Annotated in this window: 13 protein-coding genes and 2 tRNA genes; 4 read left to right on the top strand and 11 right to left on the bottom strand. The window is 49.2% G+C overall.

The genetic code is table 11. The features are described 5' to 3' along the window. Positions 1-528: 528 nt before the first annotated feature. The 7 genes from BUB86_RS06195 to BUB86_RS06165 all read right to left on the bottom strand — a co-directional run bounded on the left by BUB86_RS06195 (position 529) and on the right by BUB86_RS06165 (position 6,968). Positions 529-1,230: a hypothetical protein gene (locus BUB86_RS06195; protein WP_139261459.1), complete on the bottom strand. Its 702-nt coding sequence runs from the start codon at positions 1,228-1,230 to the stop codon at positions 529-531. Positions 1,231-1,233: 3 nt separating this feature from the next. Next, complete coding sequence (locus BUB86_RS06190; RefSeq protein WP_073207006.1) at positions 1,234-2,766, bottom strand: hypothetical protein; 1,533 nt, start codon at positions 2,764-2,766, stop codon at positions 1,234-1,236. A gap of 119 nt (positions 2,767-2,885) precedes the next feature. Continuing rightward, complete coding sequence (locus tag BUB86_RS06185; protein WP_073207004.1) at positions 2,886-3,614, bottom strand: peptidylprolyl isomerase; 729 nt, start codon at positions 3,612-3,614, stop codon at positions 2,886-2,888. Positions 3,615-3,649: 35 nt separating this feature from the next. Next, positions 3,650-5,290, bottom strand: a complete 1,641-nt coding sequence (locus BUB86_RS06180) for a DUF5597 domain-containing protein (RefSeq protein WP_073207027.1) — start codon at positions 5,288-5,290, stop codon at positions 3,650-3,652. Between the two features lie 176 nt (positions 5,291-5,466). Next, positions 5,467-5,542, bottom strand: a tRNA-Pro gene (locus BUB86_RS06175). Between the two features lie 20 nt (positions 5,543-5,562). After that, a tRNA-Cys gene (locus BUB86_RS06170) sits at positions 5,563-5,634 on the bottom strand. Positions 5,635-5,930: 296 nt separating this feature from the next. Beyond that, a complete protein-coding gene (locus BUB86_RS06165) occupies positions 5,931-6,968 on the bottom strand; it encodes a diacylglycerol/lipid kinase family protein (RefSeq protein ID WP_073207000.1) in 1,038 nt (345 codons plus the stop codon). A gap of 111 nt (positions 6,969-7,079) precedes the next feature. Here BUB86_RS06165 and spt point away from each other — a divergent pair, with 111 nt between their 5' ends. Further along, positions 7,080-8,267 carry a serine palmitoyltransferase gene (gene spt, locus BUB86_RS06160; protein ID WP_073206999.1) on the top strand — a complete coding sequence of 396 codons (1,188 nt, stop codon included), beginning with the start codon at positions 7,080-7,082 and terminating at the stop codon, positions 8,265-8,267. Positions 8,268-8,346: 79 nt separating this feature from the next. Here spt and BUB86_RS06155 read toward each other — a convergent pair whose 3' ends face one another. From BUB86_RS06155 to BUB86_RS06140, 4 genes are read right to left on the bottom strand one after another with little or no spacing between them, the layout of a single operon-like run. Further along, a complete protein-coding gene (locus BUB86_RS06155) occupies positions 8,347-8,739 on the bottom strand; it encodes a YkvA family protein (RefSeq protein WP_073206998.1) in 393 nt (130 codons plus the stop codon). 26 nt (positions 8,740-8,765) lie between these two features. Then, the gene (locus BUB86_RS06150; protein WP_254795109.1) at positions 8,766-9,593 is read right to left on the bottom strand and encodes an N-acetylmuramoyl-L-alanine amidase-like domain-containing protein; all 828 of its coding nucleotides are present in this window, start codon (positions 9,591-9,593) and stop codon (positions 8,766-8,768) included. Positions 9,594-9,621: 28 nt separating this feature from the next. After that, positions 9,622-10,713 carry a DUF4421 domain-containing protein gene (locus tag BUB86_RS06145; protein WP_073206988.1) on the bottom strand — a complete coding sequence of 364 codons (1,092 nt, stop codon included), beginning with the start codon at positions 10,711-10,713 and terminating at the stop codon, positions 9,622-9,624. Positions 10,714-10,723: 10 nt separating this feature from the next. Beyond that, entirely contained in the window at positions 10,724-11,716 is a 993-nt protein-coding gene (locus BUB86_RS06140) for a Gfo/Idh/MocA family protein (RefSeq protein ID WP_073206985.1), read from the bottom strand. Positions 11,717-11,814: 98 nt separating this feature from the next. On the opposite strand from BUB86_RS06140, the gene BUB86_RS06135 reads away from it, so the two are divergent. From BUB86_RS06135 to BUB86_RS06125, 3 genes are all read left to right on the top strand, one after another. Continuing rightward, a complete protein-coding gene (locus tag BUB86_RS06135; protein WP_073206974.1) occupies positions 11,815-12,432 on the top strand; it encodes a hypothetical protein in 618 nt (205 codons plus the stop codon). Then, entirely contained in the window at positions 12,429-13,499 is a 1,071-nt protein-coding gene (hisB, locus tag BUB86_RS06130) for a bifunctional histidinol-phosphatase/imidazoleglycerol-phosphate dehydratase HisB (RefSeq protein ID WP_073206971.1), read from the top strand. The genes BUB86_RS06135 and hisB overlap by 4 nt, the downstream gene beginning before the upstream one ends. 221 nt (positions 13,500-13,720) lie before the next feature. After that, positions 13,721-15,340 carry an ABC-F family ATP-binding cassette domain-containing protein gene (locus tag BUB86_RS06125; RefSeq protein ID WP_073206967.1) on the top strand — a complete coding sequence of 540 codons (1,620 nt, stop codon included), beginning with the start codon at positions 13,721-13,723 and terminating at the stop codon, positions 15,338-15,340. Positions 15,341-15,348 lie beyond the last annotated feature (8 nt).

The following is a 15,348-nucleotide window of genomic DNA, read 5'->3' as shown; positions in this document are numbered from 1 at the left end:
TGCGGCAGTGCGGCAGCGCGGCATTAGGTGTTTGCATAGTATAGTAGTGAGGCATATATATCTATTTTAAATTATTATATATTATAATATATAATAATTATATATAATATAATAAACTAGGTGCCGCGTATAGCGATTTTGCTAATGCCGCACTGCCGCACTGCCGCACTGCCGCACGCCTTTTAACATTTAAAAATAAATCAGAAATAAAACACGAAAAGGCTTTTATATCTCAAGAAATTTTCGTACCTTTGCATTGTCAAAATGAGAGTCACAGAGCCGGGCCTTTAATGATAAAAATTGCGAGGGTTAAATCTAGAAATTGCGCAAGTTAAATCTAGCAATTGCAAACATTAATAGTGACCGTAGAAGTGATAAACAGGCGACAAAGAGAGAACCATGAAATTATTAAACATTCTTCGACAAGCGAAGCGGCAAAGCCGAGCGCGGCCCTCATACTGCAGCAGGCACATGTCTAAATAGCAACTAACATGAGCAATAGAGTGATCTTTTTCATATTAAAAAAAATCATAATAACGAAAAATAAGCTGCAGAAATATCGCAATAACGGTAGGTTTTAGTAGAACTGGTTTTAAGCATAGAGGTGTGAAAATGGCGTTGGCGCTGCATACAAATATTTTCTGCCCACGAAGCTTTATGGTTGCGATTATAGGCTGTGGCAAGGAAACGCACTTGCTGAACACTGGTAAGCGACGACAACTGAGGATGGCGCAGGTACATCAAACGGATGAAAATGGCCAGATAGCGGCACTGCCCTACCTCGGTACTCAGACGGTTGACGCGCGAGCGACGGGCATCGGCATCATCGCGCACATTAAAAATGAAACCAAACTCACGAGCCAGGAACGAGCGATTATACTCGGCTTCGATATCCTCGGCAAACGAGGGTTTCATCTGGAAACGACCTATCGAGAAGTCGGCCTTATCCTTACCGCCCACCACATAGAAACCGCTTACTGCAGCACGCTCTATCTCGTCCTGCCACATGGAGTAGCGCACCAACTCGGGAAACACCACGGCCTCGGCTATGCGTGCATCGACACCAAAATCAGCAAACACAGCCTGCCACTCAGCACGATGCTGGGCTGCATAGGCGGCAGCAGAGGTCCAGTCGGCACCAAACTCCTTGACGTAATTGGCCGAAAAAACCGTGGTGCCACCCAGCGAGAGCAGCAACCACAGAACAATAAACCGACTGAGAAAAAACATTCACTATAGTTTATAGGTACACTTGACGATCTTGGCACCCTCAATGATAACCCAATCCAGACGGTCGGTCTGAGCCTTGAAGGCCACGGGACAGTAGGTAGTCATGGAATTGATGATCAGCGTACCACTCTTGCTGTACTCCACCGTGCGCTTGCCGCTACGACTCTTATAGGTGCCGTAAGGAGGCTTGGGCAGATTGTTACCCTTGCGGTAGTTACGGTCGTTGGCTTGGCGGTTCAACTTATCGAGCTCGTTCTGGCTGATTTTGCGGAACTTGCCGTTCTCTACAACAGCGACTGCACCTTCAGGACCAGAAGCCAGCAACGGGAAGCTGCCACTGATGCCGTTGGCACCGCTAAGGCTGAAGCTACCACCAGTCTCGATATAGCCACGGTTCTCCCACGTGGCGAAAGTATAGCCTGCGGGCAGCTCGTAGAGCGTGGTCTCCTCGACTGGAGAGGCTTCGAGCTCAGGCAGGTTGGCATAAGCCTCTTCGAGCACATTAGCAACAAAGGTGACGGTGTTGAGGTCGGAACGCCCCACAATGCATTTGGGCACATCGCCAGTGGCAACGGCCTTATTGACGATGCGGTTATACTCGCTGGCATACTGCTTGGAGTTAGCGATACGGCGCTGGAGCGAAGCACGATACTCGCGGGCAGCCTCCAAACGATAGTCGTAAAGCAGTTTGTCAGCCTCGTCGTAGAGGGCATCAACCTTGGTCTGATCGTTGGTAGCGAATATCTGCTTGTAGATGGTCTGGAGCTTGGTCTGGTATTTAGCGCCAATGGCATCGTAGTTGTGGTTGAGCTCGGCCATTTCCCTATCAAGTAGGCGTTTTGACAACTGCCCCAGCTCTGTTTCCATGGTTCGGGCACCCTCGCCTATCTTACTGGCTTCCTCGCCAAATGCCTGAGCCTTCACGGCCATATTCTGCATCTCCTGAATGAACTCGGGATGATTCTGGATATAGGCAGTCTGTTCTTGCTCGCTCATCTTCTCGAATTGCTTAATCTTTGCCTCCAGACTGCTGGTAACACCCATTTTCTGCTTCAAAGCGTTCTCATCGTCGCCTATAAGATCATGAATGCGCTTCTCGTAGCGCTGACGGAAGGCCTCAAGTTCGGCATCAGAGCAACTCTCGTCTGCATACTGCAGTTCAGTAACACGGGCTGTAACAGCGGCTATCTTCATGTTATACACATCGCGCTCATCCATCGTGCTGCGAGCCATCTTCTCAGCGGCTGGCAACGGTGGCAGCTCGGCCATCAAAGCGCTGGCAGTAGAGGCTTTACTGGGTGTGTAGATTCCATCCCATACAACGGTCGACGTACGACGTCTGGGGATAACATCGGTAGCCTGAGGCACCACGGGCGTATCGTCGGACTCGGACGAGACTTCCTCACTATGCTTACCCACAATCTTGTTAGTGATTTTCTGCTTGGCCTTGTCCTTAAGTCCCTTAAGGAATCCCTGAGCCTGAACACCTGAAGAGAATGCAACAAGTGCTACTAAGATTAATAGAATCTTCTTCATATCTCTGATAAGTTAATGATTAGAATATTTTGGGGCAAATATAGGAAAAAAATCAATAGGTTGTACACTTTAGCCCTAAAAAAGCAAAAAAAGCTAAGAGAATTCTCTTAGCTTTATTTCTAATCCACCAATATCATTCTCATTTCAATATCATCAACAGGACGGTCGCCACGGGCGGTTGCAGTCTGCTGAATCATCTCCACGACATCAAGGCCTTCCTCTACCTCACCGAATACGGTGTACTGACCGTCGAGGTGGGGCGTGCCGCCAATGGTAGAGTAAATCTTCAGCTGTTCGTCAGTCAGACCATTACCAGTTACTTGTGCTTCTGCTTCGGCAGCCAGTTTGTCCTGCAACTCCTGAAGACCGACACGATTGCGCTCACGGCGCATCTGCATAATCTCGTCACGATGCTGAGCGGCCAGCTGATTGAAGGCCGACTGGATCTTCTGCATCTTCAGCTGCTTGGAGAACTGACGGAGCTGACCTTCATTATAGACTTGTCCCCAAACGATATAGAACTGTGAGCCGCTGCTACGGCGTTCGGGATTCACTTCGTCACCCTGACGTGCAGCAGCCAAGGCACCACGTTTATGGAACAGGCCATCCTTGATTTCTGCTTCCAATGTATAATCAGGGCCACCGACACCCAGCATCTTGCCAGCTGGTGCACCCTTCGAGTCAGGATCACCGCCCTGAATCATAAAGTCCTTAATCACGCGATGGAACAACGTACCATCATAATAACCATCCTTCACCAGCTTCACGAAGTTGTCACGGTGAATAGGAGTCTCATCATACAGGCGAACCACAATGTCGCCAAGCATTGTCTGTATCTTTACCTTCATATCCTTTGTAATTTTGGGTGCAAATTAACCTTGCTTTATTTGTATTCGTATAGTTGAATGTGCAGAAGTTTCCAATCGCCTACGCTGATTCGGGCATGGCGGCCCTGATGACTCTGGTCGCCGTTATGACGACGAAGGAATTGCATCTGCCCTTGATGGTCGATGGTGACTTCATCAACAGAAAGGAGCCCAAGACGGGAACCGTTGAAGTTTGAAGTTTGAAATTTGAAATTTGATGTTTCGCTACCGGCTTCTGCGAAACCGTCTTCGCCCAATTTCTTCTGTTGTTCCTGCTGTTTCTCTATGCGAGTTTTAAAATCAATCACTACGCCGCTGCCTGCCAGCAAATAATCGTACTTACCCAAACGGATCAGCATGGCACCACCCTCTGGCCATGTAGAACCGTCAGTGGCACGAGGATCCCAAGGCAAAGTGAAATAGTGGCGGCAAGTCATCACCACGCCTTCGTCATCAATGATGCGTTCACGGTCTTCTTGGTCAAACAGAAGTCCCCACGTATTCTGCGGTTTCGCATTGAAAATCTGAGACAACAAGTTATACGCCTGCGTTACAGATTCCGTCTCTTTGGGTGAAGCCTGGTCGATGGCGAAAGGCGAGAAACCAAGGGCCTGATGCTCTCCAAAAGCATAGAGGGCGCGAACACCACTGTTCTCACAGCAACGACTCTCAGGAATGAAGAGGCGGTTCTTCAACTTGCCACCGTCTTGTGGCCGTAATGGCATAGCATATTGCGAGACCCACGACTTAAAACCAGTATCGTAAATGTCGGGGGCAAGAATATCGATGCTGGGAGCACCAGCTTTCCATATATCAGCGAGATGCGCCAACGGACCTGCTGACGGGTATTCACCAGGCTTACGACCACGACTATTCATCGCCGCATTCACATAAAGTGGCATATTGTGGATACGTCTTGCAGCCTGTGCCAAATGCTCCACATAGCAGGCATAATGCCAGGCCATGAACTTCTCGTCGGTATAGTCATCGGTACCGAACACTTCTGCCCATGAACCTGGCTGTTTGATACCCAACGCCTTGAGCAATGCCTGGGGCACGGGCTGCTTGTAGGCTTTTTCTGCCATCGGCGAATGGTCACGTGCTGACTCCAACATTCCAATCTCATTCTCAATCTGCATCATGATAACCACCTCGCGCTGCGGGTCTTTCTCAGCGATGTGCTGCATCAGCGCAGAAAAGGCTTTCAGGTCGGCCTGCAGCACGTTGTTGCTGAAGCACGAGGCTATCTCCAATGGTTTTCCTTCTGCCGTTACGGCCCGAGGGAACCGCTTAACATCGCGTTTGAACCACGCCGGCGCATAGCACGACATTGAGTTTTTCCAAGCCCCGAACCACAACGGAACAATCTTCAACCCCTGCTGACGGGCTACATCGATGGTGCGGTCAAAAAGTGTGAAGTCCATCTGCCCCTCAACAGATTCAAGGAACTCCCAATAGACAGGTACCAGCACCGTGTTCAGCCCCAGCACCTTCATGCGAGGCAACACCTCTTCAATATCACTTACCGAAGTCGCCGCCGAGTTGCTCAGCTCACCGCCGAGAATATGAAACTGTGAAATGACGTTGTCAGCTCGCAATGTATTTGACAAGAGCATCATGAATATGCTCAACAATGCCGATAAAATTCTGCCTTTCATCATAAACTATCCTAAATATGGCTGCAAATATACGAAAAAACGGGGAATAATGTTCACTAACACCCGTATTTTTTCCCCCATTTTTCCCCAAAAACAGCCTAAAAATACGGGATTTCGGAAAAAAACAAAAAAAGACCGCTTATTCATTGTGAATCAGCGGCCTTTTCCAATATAGGTGGTCGAGGTGACAGGACTCGAACCTGCGACAGCCTGGTCCCAAACCAGGAACGCTACCAACTGCGCTACACCTCGTTCTGCTTGCAAATTCCGGGAGGTGCCTGGCGGATTCGAACCGCCGTAGACGGTTTTGCAGACCGTTGACTAAGCCACTCATCCAAGGCACCTTTTGTCGTTTGCGGGTGCAAAGGTACTAAGTTTTTTTGAACCCACCAAATTTTTTCGCTACTTTTTTGCAGAACAGCATGATTTTTTCGGTTTTTGGCAGTTTTTTAGGTCTTTTAGCTGGCATCCGGAGCACCCTTCGCATGGATCTTGGGCATTTTTTATCCGCTGCCATCCCCACCAACAAGCGTAAATCAGCGATACGCCCAAAAGCAAAAAAACAACTATCTCCTGCATATTATTTGTTTTACCTACGGATTTTCTTGGCTTGTCCAAGAAAATCCGTAGGTCATATAAATTACAACTTAGTTAATTTGCGGAGGAGCACCTTATTGATGACCTGGATGCGGTGGCCTTGGCGCTCGATGTCCTCGCGTACATTATTAATATTATTAAAGAAATCGCTAAAGGCATTGAGCACTGCATTGGGCTGCGCCTTATCCTCGGTGGCATCGGGATTAACCAGAATCTTAATGCCGTGGTGCTCTATATGCACATCGATATCCTTATCGGTCATGATGGGATCGCCATCGTAGTGGATAGCTCCGGGCTCCTTACGACTGATGTGAAGCGTCTTGGTGCGGAAAGTCTTGATCTTAGAGTTGTTGCCCAGCGTCTTCATAAACAGGTCGGCTGCTATCTGCGGAGCATCGAGGGCCGTAAAGGGCTCCATGATGATGACGTCCATCTCGCCATCCTTCATGGTGGCACCCGGTGCGATATAGGCATTGTTGCCATACTGCGAGGCATTGGCACAGGCTATGAGGAAGGCCTTGTACTTACGGGCGCCCGTATCGTCGCTCACCTCGTAAGTCTCGGGTTTGTATTTCAGGCCCTCTTTGAGCACATTCTCGACATAGGTGATGGGACCGCGCTTGCCTGCCTCGGCAAACTTGAGCGAGATGAAGGCATCGAAGCCCATGCCGCAAGTGCAGAAGAAGGGCATGCCATTGATGACACCATAGTCGAAAGACTCGATCTTGCAGCTGTTGATGATGCTGATGGCCTTTTTAATGTCCATGGGCAGACAGAGGTGACGGGCCAAGCCGTTGCCGCTGCCGCACGGAATGATGGCCAAAGCGGTGTTGGTGTGAACCAGCGAGCGGGCCACCTCGTTAACGGTGCCATCGCCACCCACGGCCACTACAATATCAACGCCCTCTTCGGCTTTACGCCTTGCAATCTCGGCTGCGTGCCCACGGTATTCTGTAAAACATATTTCAATATTGAACAGATCGTGATTGAGCGTCTGTTCTATCATGGCGGGCACCTCAGCTTTGGATGATGTACCCGATTTGGGGTTCAATATAAATGTTATTTTCCTCTTTTTCGTCATAATTGTGCTGCAAAATTACTATTTTTTTTGTATTTCTTGCACGTTTTACCAAAAAATGTGTATCTTTGCACCCTGAAAATTAAAAAAGAACAAAGAACATACCTAATCGGAATGGGACAGTTACAAGAAAGATTCAAGCATTATCGTGAGCCACAAAAGTTTATGGAGGCTGACGTATATCCCTATTTCCGCGAGATAGAAGGAAAGCAGGGAACGGAAGTTGAGATGGGTGGCCACAAGGTGCTGATGTTTGGCTCTAATGCCTATACAGGTCTTACTGGCGACCAGCGTATTATTGATGCAGCCAAGGCTGCTCTGGATAAGTACGGTTCGGGTTGTGCCGGTAGTAGATTCCTGAATGGAACACTCGACCTGCACGTTAAACTGGAAAAGGAAATCTCGAAGTTTATTGGTAAGGACGACTGTCTTTGCCTCTCTACTGGTTTCTCGGTAAACCAGGGTGTTATACCAGCACTGCTGAGCAAGGACGACTACGTGATCTGTGACGATCGCGACCACGCATCGATCGTGGATGGACGCCGTCTGGCTTTTGCCCGTCAGCTGCACTACAAGCACAACGACATGGCCGATCTGGAGCGCGTGCTGCAGAAGCTGCCACAGGAGGCTATTAAGCTGATTGTTGTGGATGGTGTATTCTCTATGGAGGGTGACTTGGCTAACCTGCCTGCCATCGTTGAGCTGAAGCACAAGTACAACTGCTCGATCATGGTAGACGAGGCTCATGGCATCGGCGTATTCGGAAAGCAGGGACGCGGTGTTTGCGACCACTTCGGGCTGACTGATGAGGTTGACCTGATTATGGGTACCTTCTCGAAGTCGCTGGCATCAATCGGTGGATTCATTGCTGCCGACTGGGATACCATCAACTATCTGCGCCACACTTGCCGCACTTACATCTTCTCGGCATCTAACACACCTGCAGCTACAGCTGCTGCTCTGGAGGCTCTGCACATTATCCAGCAGGAGCCAGAGAGAATTCAGGCTTTGTGGGATGTTACAAACTACGCTCTGAAGCGTTTCCGCGAGGAGGGATTCGAGATTGGCGAGACAGAGAGCCCAATTATTCCTCTCTACGTGCGCGATGTAGACAAGACATTCTTGGTAACCGCACTGGCATTCAAGGCTGGCGTGTTTATCAACCCAGTAATTCCACCTGCATGTGCACCTCAGGACACCTTGGTGCGCTACGCTCTGATGGCTACTCACACTAAGGAGCAGGTTGACCGCTCGGTAGTAGCACTGAAGAAAATCTTTGTGGAGCAGGGAATTATTAAGTAATAAAGGAATAAAAGGGAATGGAATGGACGTTAAAGCCCTTAAAATCAATAAAAGCCTCCCAATCGGGAGGCTTTCTTTTTTATTCTTCGGGATCGAAGATGTTGCCCATCTCGGCTATCTCATCTTCGTCGAACCAACGCGACAGCTTGCTCTTGGCCTGCTCTACTATCTCGGGGTCGATGCCCGTCCACACCTTTTTGAGCACATACAGCAGTACGGCCAAATCGTCGGTAAGACCTGCAATGGGGATGGCATCGGGTATCACATCGAGCGGACTGATCATATAGCCCAAAGCGCCGATGATGATAGCCTTATCGGCCTTGCTCACCTTGTCGCTCTGAAGGGTGTAATACAAGATAAGAGCGGCATAAACCAGTTTGGCACCAGCACGCTTTGCAATACGTGCAATCTTGTCGGCAAACTCCGACTGCGAAAACTTGTTCGCATAACTCATAAAATCGGGTAATTCCATAATCTCTCTCAATTTTGGTTAAGTTATTATTTAATTCTAATTATTCTGATTCCAGTATGCGACGGATGCTTCTGCAGATACTGATAGAGCGTCATGGGCTCTAGTACCACCTGCTTGTGAACCATCGATGCATTGAGCAGATGCAATCCATCCTTCTTCCAAACGGCAAAACCCAGATGGGCAATGTCGAGTCCGGACTTTTTACATGTGATGGCAATAATATCGCCATCGTGAATGGCTTGGCGCAGCATACTACTGTTTGCTACAGCATTCTTAGGGATGTAGCGATACTTGCCGCCAGAGACCTCACGCTCCATCTTGCTGATGACGCCGACGAACTCAGGATGCTCGCGCAGGGCCTGATAGCTCTGCGGATGGGTGCTCATATAGTTAACCTTGACGGTTTGAACGGCGGTGAAAGGCGGATTGGGGGCTTGCACCTCGGCAACCACTCCTGCACGGGTGTTATCGGTAATCCACTCGGTGAAATAATGCAGACGCGAGGGATAGCCATTGATAACGCCACCACGATAGCGCAGATCGACCAGCGCATGCTTAAAGGCAAAATAGGTGTACTGACGGCTGCGGGCACAGAGGGTGAGCGCCACCACATTCTCGACCAGTGTGGTGCAATCCAGTTGGCGGGTGTTTATCACCAATCGCTCTTTGGCATCGCCCTCGAGCGTGCTGGCTACATAGGGCAGGCCGATAAACTTCTGTGCAAAAAACAGCGGTAGATTAGTGGATGCAGGCAGCTTCCGAGCCTCGGCCAGCAACTTGCACACGGTGATGCTATCGGCCGACTGCTGCCTGACATCGCCAAAGCACTTGGCATGTGCACTAAGGCAAGCCATTATACCTATTATAATATATAGAGTTTTCTTATGCATTCTTATACTTCTTTTTCAACATAAAATTATAGCCAATATAGGCATTGAACGAGCCAAAGATGTTGTTGGCCGTGAATCGCGACGTGTGATAGTTGTTGGTGCGAAAGATGGCACTACAACCAGCATACCAGCGCGTGTTGTTGTAAACCAGACCCAAGCGGACGATACCATCGAGATTGACCTTATCGAAACTAAAGCCCTTCTTCTCGTCGGCCACCTTACCATAGCTCGACTTATAGCACGCAGCTAACTGGCCACTAGCACAGAACAACCAGTTCTTGGCGAACACCCAATTATAGGCATAGCCACCAGAAATGATAAAATCATCGTACTTGATGTCGCTGATCATCATGCCGCTATCGAGTTTTACCTCATTACCCTTACCCATGCGCTCATTGAGCGAGCGTTGCAAATCGTCGTAGTTCAGATCGAGCGTGTTGCGGGTAAAGCCTATACCCCCCAACCACGATCCACAGCTTATCTTCTGACAAGTGCTCTGGCTGAAAGCTGCTGGATAAGAGAAACGGCCATGATTAAAGATGTAATAGAGGCTGGCACCTGTGATGCCAACGTTAACACCAGCAAAAGGCATACCCTCGAAAAAGCGCCCGTCGAAACCATAGCCAAGCTTTACATCGCGTATCTTGTAATCATCGCCCGTGCGACGATAGAACAGGTCGACACCTATCTGCGACGAATAAATGCTGAGATCGAACTCCTTGCGAAGGCCATTCTGCGAAAAACCAATATTCTTGATATCGAAAGTATATCCGAAAAAGAACCATCGCCAACCGAAGTATGGGCCAATCTTGGTCCTACCGTCAGGAGCCAGCGTGATGCTCTGACCATTGCTAGCCAGGATAAAACTCTCGTAAGTGCGGGTTATCTGTCCCATCACGGTAAACTCGTAGTGATTAGGTTCGATGTACTCATCGTTAAGGCGGTCGAACTCGCGCACCGTTCGGCGGATAATGCCCAACTGATTATTAGTACTAATGGTATCGAGGGTAAGCGTATCAGGCTCGGCAGCACTAGCACCAAGACTAACCATTACCCAAAGAAACACCAATAGCACTCTTGTCATATAAGCAGAATTAGAATTTACCCAGTATGCGGTCCATCACCCAGTTTACCGGAGTAGCCGAAACACTGGTACACTCGCACACGCCCCGTCCCTGAAGATGCTCGATGACATTCTTGATGATGGGATACTGAACATAAGGCGGATTGGGTACGGTGATGCACTCCTCGCCCTTATTGGTTTGCAAGCGGATGGGCGTATAATCGAATACTGAAAAGCTGACCAGCCCCTCGGTACCGATAATCTCAATACAATCCTCGCGGGCCGACTCGTGAGCCACATAGCACCAAGAGCCGCTTCCGGGCAATCCGTTCTCGAATTGGAAACAAGCACTAACCGAATCCTCGGCTTTATACAGACCGCCACGGTTGCTGCAAATGCCGCGCGCCTCGAGGATAACACCAAACATATCCTGAAGCAAGTCTAACTGATGAGGGGCCATATCGTAGAAATAACCGCCACCGGCAATATCGGGCTGCAATCGCCAAGGCAGCGGCTCGTGATGAGCTATCGCATCAAGATCGGCTTGGCGTGGGGGCTCGGTATAACGTATCTGGACATTGAGAATCTTGCCTATCTGGCCGTTCTTAATGATATCCTTAACCTTCTGGAAATAGGGCAGATAGCGACGATAGTAAGCCACAAAGCAAGGCACCCCCGTCTGCTCGCTGATGCGATTGATACGGGCACAATCCTCATAACTGGCAGCCAAAGGCTTCTCGACATAAACAGGCTTGCCCGCCTTCATGGCCATAATGGCATAGGTGGCATGACTGGATGGCGGAGTGGCTACATACACAGCATTCACATCAGGATCGTCAATCATCTCCTGAGCATCGGTATACCACTTGGCTATGCCATGCTGCACGGCATAAGTACGGGCATGCTTCTCGGTACGACTCATCACGGCTACCACGCTCGAGCCTTCGACATCGCTGAAAGCAGGACCGCTTTTCTTCTCGGTAACCTCGCCGCAACCAATAAATCCCCACCTTAATAACTTCATTTTTTGATAATTTTGCTGCAAAGATACTAAATAATTGATAATTGATAATTGATAATTGATAATTTTTAGTAATTTTGCCGCGAAAAGATTTAAATTCAATGGAAACAGAGAAAAAAGAGATAGAAATCAAGCTGCGTAGCAGTCAGGCTTGCATACGCGAGGGCTACCAGCTATATACAGGAAACTTCCGCAAGATATTCCGCGCCACATGGTGGCTAGCCATCGGTTTTGCCATACTTCAGGCAGCTGCTTCGGCCCTGCCGGTACTCCTCTCGCCCACCCTCTTGCTACCAGCATTGGCACTCGGCGTTGTGGCGGTAATCATATGGCTATTTGTGGCCAACTGGCGATTAAAGAAGCGCCAATTCATTTCGCCACTCAGACCGCTTACCTTTGGTTCGTGGATGCGCCACCTGGGCAAGGTATTCATCGTTACCATCGTGTGCATCACCCTGGTGGCCATACTGACATTGATGACATCGCTACCCACCATGATACTGATGGCAGCCAACTGGCAGAGTAAGATAGGCATGCTGAATGGCGATCCGGCCGGTATGCCATCGAGCGTACGCTGGCTCAGTCTGGGTGTATTCCTGGTAGCAGGATTCATTCAGGCCTATGTATGGCTTACCACCATACTGCCCTTCTACCTGATGAAGGGAACCATGGGCATACAGGATAAAGAAAAAGAAGAATTCAACAAGAAAACAATATGAAAAAGATTTTATTTATCGACCGCGACGGAACACTGATCGAAGAACCTGCCGACGAGCAGATTGACAGCTTTGAGAAACTTAAGTTTGTAAAAGGAGTATTCCGCAACCTGGCCTTTATACGCGAGAAACTAGACTTTGAGTTTGTCATGGTGAGCAATCAAGACGGCCTTGGAACAGACGCTTTTCCTGAGAATACCTTCTGGCCCGTACACAATTTTATATTGCAGACACTTGAGGGCGAAGGCATCACATTCGACGAGATTCTGATTGACCCCCATTTCCCAGAAGACAACGCACCAACCCGCAAGCCCAACATCGGACTTGTTGAGAAATATATCAACAATCCAGAGTACGACATAGCCAACTCGTTTGTGATTGGCGATCGCGAGACCGACCGCCAGTTTGCCAAGAATATCGGCTGCAAATCGCTCATATTGAGCGACGAAGGCATCACATGGGCAAAGATTGCCGAACTGCTGTTTGCCGGCGAGCGCATAGCCGAAGTAAAGCGCACCACCAAAGAGACCGACATCTGGGTAAAGGTTAACCTAGACGGATCGGGCAAGTGTGACATCCAGACAGGTCTGGGATTCTTCGACCACATGCTGGAACAGATTGGCAAGCACGGTATGATAGACCTGACCGTACACACCAAAGGCGATCTGGAGGTAGACGAGCATCACACCATCGAGGACACCGCCATTGCCCTGGGCGAATGCATTCTGCAGGCCTTAGGCGATAAGCGCGGCATTGAGCGCTACGGCTACTGCCTACCTATGGACGATTGTCTGTGTTCGGCTTGCCTCGACTTCGGAGGTCGCCCCTGGCTGGTATGGGACGCAGAGTTCCATCGCGAAAAAATCGGCGAAATGCCCACAGAGATGTTCCTGCATTTCTTCAAGAGTCTGAGTGATGCCGCCCGCATGAACCTGAACATCAAGGCCGAAGGCCAGAACGAGCATCATAAGATTGAAGGCATCTTTAAGGCCTTGGCACGAGCCCTGAAAATGGCCGTCCGCCGCGACATCTACCACTACGAGCTCCCCTCAACTAAAGGATTACTTTAAAAGCAGCGCTTCTCTATCAGCTTCAATAAGTTGCTGCACCAAATTAGCTAGCAATTGCAATCTAGTTAGCATGCAATTGCTTGCTAGTTAGAGCGCATATTTTTTCTAGGTAGTTTGCAAATCCAAGATAAAAGGATAGTTTTTTGTGATAAATATTGGTTGTATGAAAAAAAAATCGTACCTTTGCACCCCAATAATACACAATAGGTTAAAGAAGCAAGATGATTACAGTAACAAATCTGGCAATCCAGTTTGGAAAGAAGGTTCTCTACAAGGACGTGAACCTGAAGTTTACAAGTGGTAACATTTATGGTATCATCGGTGCCAATGGTGCCGGTAAGTCAACCCTTCTGCGTGCCATCAGCGGTGAGCTAGAGGCCAACAAGGGTACCATCGAGATGCAGCCAGGCGAGCGCCTGAGTGTGCTGGAGCAGGACCACTTTAAGTATGATGAGTTTTCAGTGATGAACACTGTGCTGATGGGACATCAGCCACTCTGGCAGAACATGAAAGAGCGTGAGGCTCTGTATGCCAAGCCCGAAATGAGCGAGGAGGATGGTGTGCGTGCCGCCGACTTGGAGATGGCCTTTGCCGAGATGAACGGCTGGGAGGCTGAGAGCGAGGCTGCACAGCTGTTGCAGAACCTGGGCGTAAAAGAAACAGAACACTACAAGCAGATGAGCGAGATATCGAACAACGAGAAGGTGCGCGTGATGCTGGCCAAGGCACTGTTCGGACATCCCGACAACCTGCTGCTTGACGAGCCTACCAACGACTTGGACCTGGATACCGTTCAGTGGTTGGAGGAATATCTGAGCAACCTGGAGCAGTGTGTATTGGTTGTATCGCACGACCGTCACTTCCTGGATGCCGTTTCTACACAGACCGTAGATATTGACTTTGGTAAGGTAACGCTCTTCAGCGGTAACTACTCGTTCTGGTACGAGAGTTCGCAGTTGGCTCTGCGTCAGGCTCAGAACCAGAAGATGAAGGCCGAGGAGAAGAAGAAGCAGTTGGAGGAGTTTATCCGTCGATTCAGCGCTAACGTTGCCAAGAGTAAGCAGACCACATCGCGAAAGAAGATGCTGGAGAAGTTGAATGTAGAGGAGATTACCCCATCAACACGTAAATATCCAGGTATCATCTTCCAGATGGAGCGCGAGCCTGGAACACAGATTCTGGAGGTTGAAGGACTGAAAGCCGTTGATGCAGACGGAACCGTACTGTTTGACAACGTGAACTTCACCATCGAGAAGGGTCAGAAAACCGTATTCCTCTCGCACAACCCCAAGGCCATGACAGCTCTGTTCGAGATTATCAATGGTAACCGCGAGGCTCAGGCCGGTACCTATAAGTGGGGTGTGACCATCACCACTGCCTACCTGCCACTGGATAACACCGAGTTCTTCCAAAGCGAGATGAACCTGGTAGACTGGCTGAGTCAGTGGGGACCAGGCAACGAGGTAACCATGAAGTCGTTCCTGGGTCGTATGCTCTTTAAGGAGGAGGATGTGCTGAAGCACGTGAACGTACTCTCTGGAGGTGAGAAGATGCGCTGTATGATAGCCCGTATGCAGCTGAAGAATGCCAACTGTCTGATTCTGGACACTCCTACCAACCACTTGGATCTGGAGAGTATTCAGGCATTCAACAATAACCTGATTAACTTCAAGGGTAACATCCTGTTTGCTTCGCACGACCATGAGTTCATCAACACCGTGGCAGATCGTATCATCGAACTGACACCAAGTGGCACCATCGACAAGCTGACAAGCTACGATGACTACATCTACGATGAGTCAATCAAGGCCCAGAAGGCTAAGATGTACGGTTTGGCATAGTATTTGCT

The organism is Xylanibacter ruminicola, assembly GCF_900142525.1.
Lineage (GTDB): Bacteria > Bacteroidota > Bacteroidia > Bacteroidales > Bacteroidaceae > Prevotella > Prevotella ruminicola_A.
The sequence above is the reverse complement of the archived record's forward strand: the minus strand, read 5'-3'. Positions and strand labels throughout refer to the sequence as shown.

What these genes read in the sequence shown, in the direction of transcription:
- BUB86_RS06190 (WP_073207006.1), bottom strand. Translation starts at nt 2,766, where the DNA reads ATGAAGAAGATTCTATTAATCTTAGTAGCACTTGTTGCATTCTCTTCA.
- BUB86_RS06180 (WP_073207027.1), bottom strand. Translation starts at nt 5,290, where the DNA reads ATGAAAGGCAGAATTTTATCGGCATTGTTGAGCATATTCATGATGCTC.
- BUB86_RS06125 (WP_073206967.1), top strand. Translation starts at nt 13,721, where the DNA reads ATGATTACAGTAACAAATCTGGCAATCCAGTTTGGAAAGAAGGTTCTC.
- hisB (WP_073206971.1), top strand. Translation starts at nt 12,429, where the DNA reads ATGAAAAAGATTTTATTTATCGACCGCGACGGAACACTGATCGAAGAA.
- BUB86_RS06140 (WP_073206985.1), bottom strand. Translation starts at nt 11,716, where the DNA reads ATGAAGTTATTAAGGTGGGGATTTATTGGTTGCGGCGAGGTTACCGAG.
- BUB86_RS06155 (WP_073206998.1), bottom strand. Translation starts at nt 8,739, where the DNA reads ATGGAATTACCCGATTTTATGAGTTATGCGAACAAGTTTTCGCAGTCG.
- BUB86_RS06135 (WP_073206974.1), top strand. Translation starts at nt 11,815, where the DNA reads ATGGAAACAGAGAAAAAAGAGATAGAAATCAAGCTGCGTAGCAGTCAG.
- BUB86_RS06150 (WP_254795109.1), bottom strand. Translation starts at nt 9,593, where the DNA reads ATGGCTTGCCTTAGTGCACATGCCAAGTGCTTTGGCGATGTCAGGCAG.
- BUB86_RS06195 (WP_139261459.1), bottom strand. Translation starts at nt 1,230, where the DNA reads ATGTTTTTTCTCAGTCGGTTTATTGTTCTGTGGTTGCTGCTCTCGCTG.
- BUB86_RS06165 (WP_073207000.1), bottom strand. Translation starts at nt 6,968, where the DNA reads ATGACGAAAAAGAGGAAAATAACATTTATATTGAACCCCAAATCGGGT.
- spt (WP_073206999.1), top strand. Translation starts at nt 7,080, where the DNA reads ATGGGACAGTTACAAGAAAGATTCAAGCATTATCGTGAGCCACAAAAG.
- BUB86_RS06145 (WP_073206988.1), bottom strand. Translation starts at nt 10,713, where the DNA reads ATGACAAGAGTGCTATTGGTGTTTCTTTGGGTAATGGTTAGTCTTGGT.
- BUB86_RS06185 (WP_073207004.1), bottom strand. Translation starts at nt 3,614, where the DNA reads ATGAAGGTAAAGATACAGACAATGCTTGGCGACATTGTGGTTCGCCTG.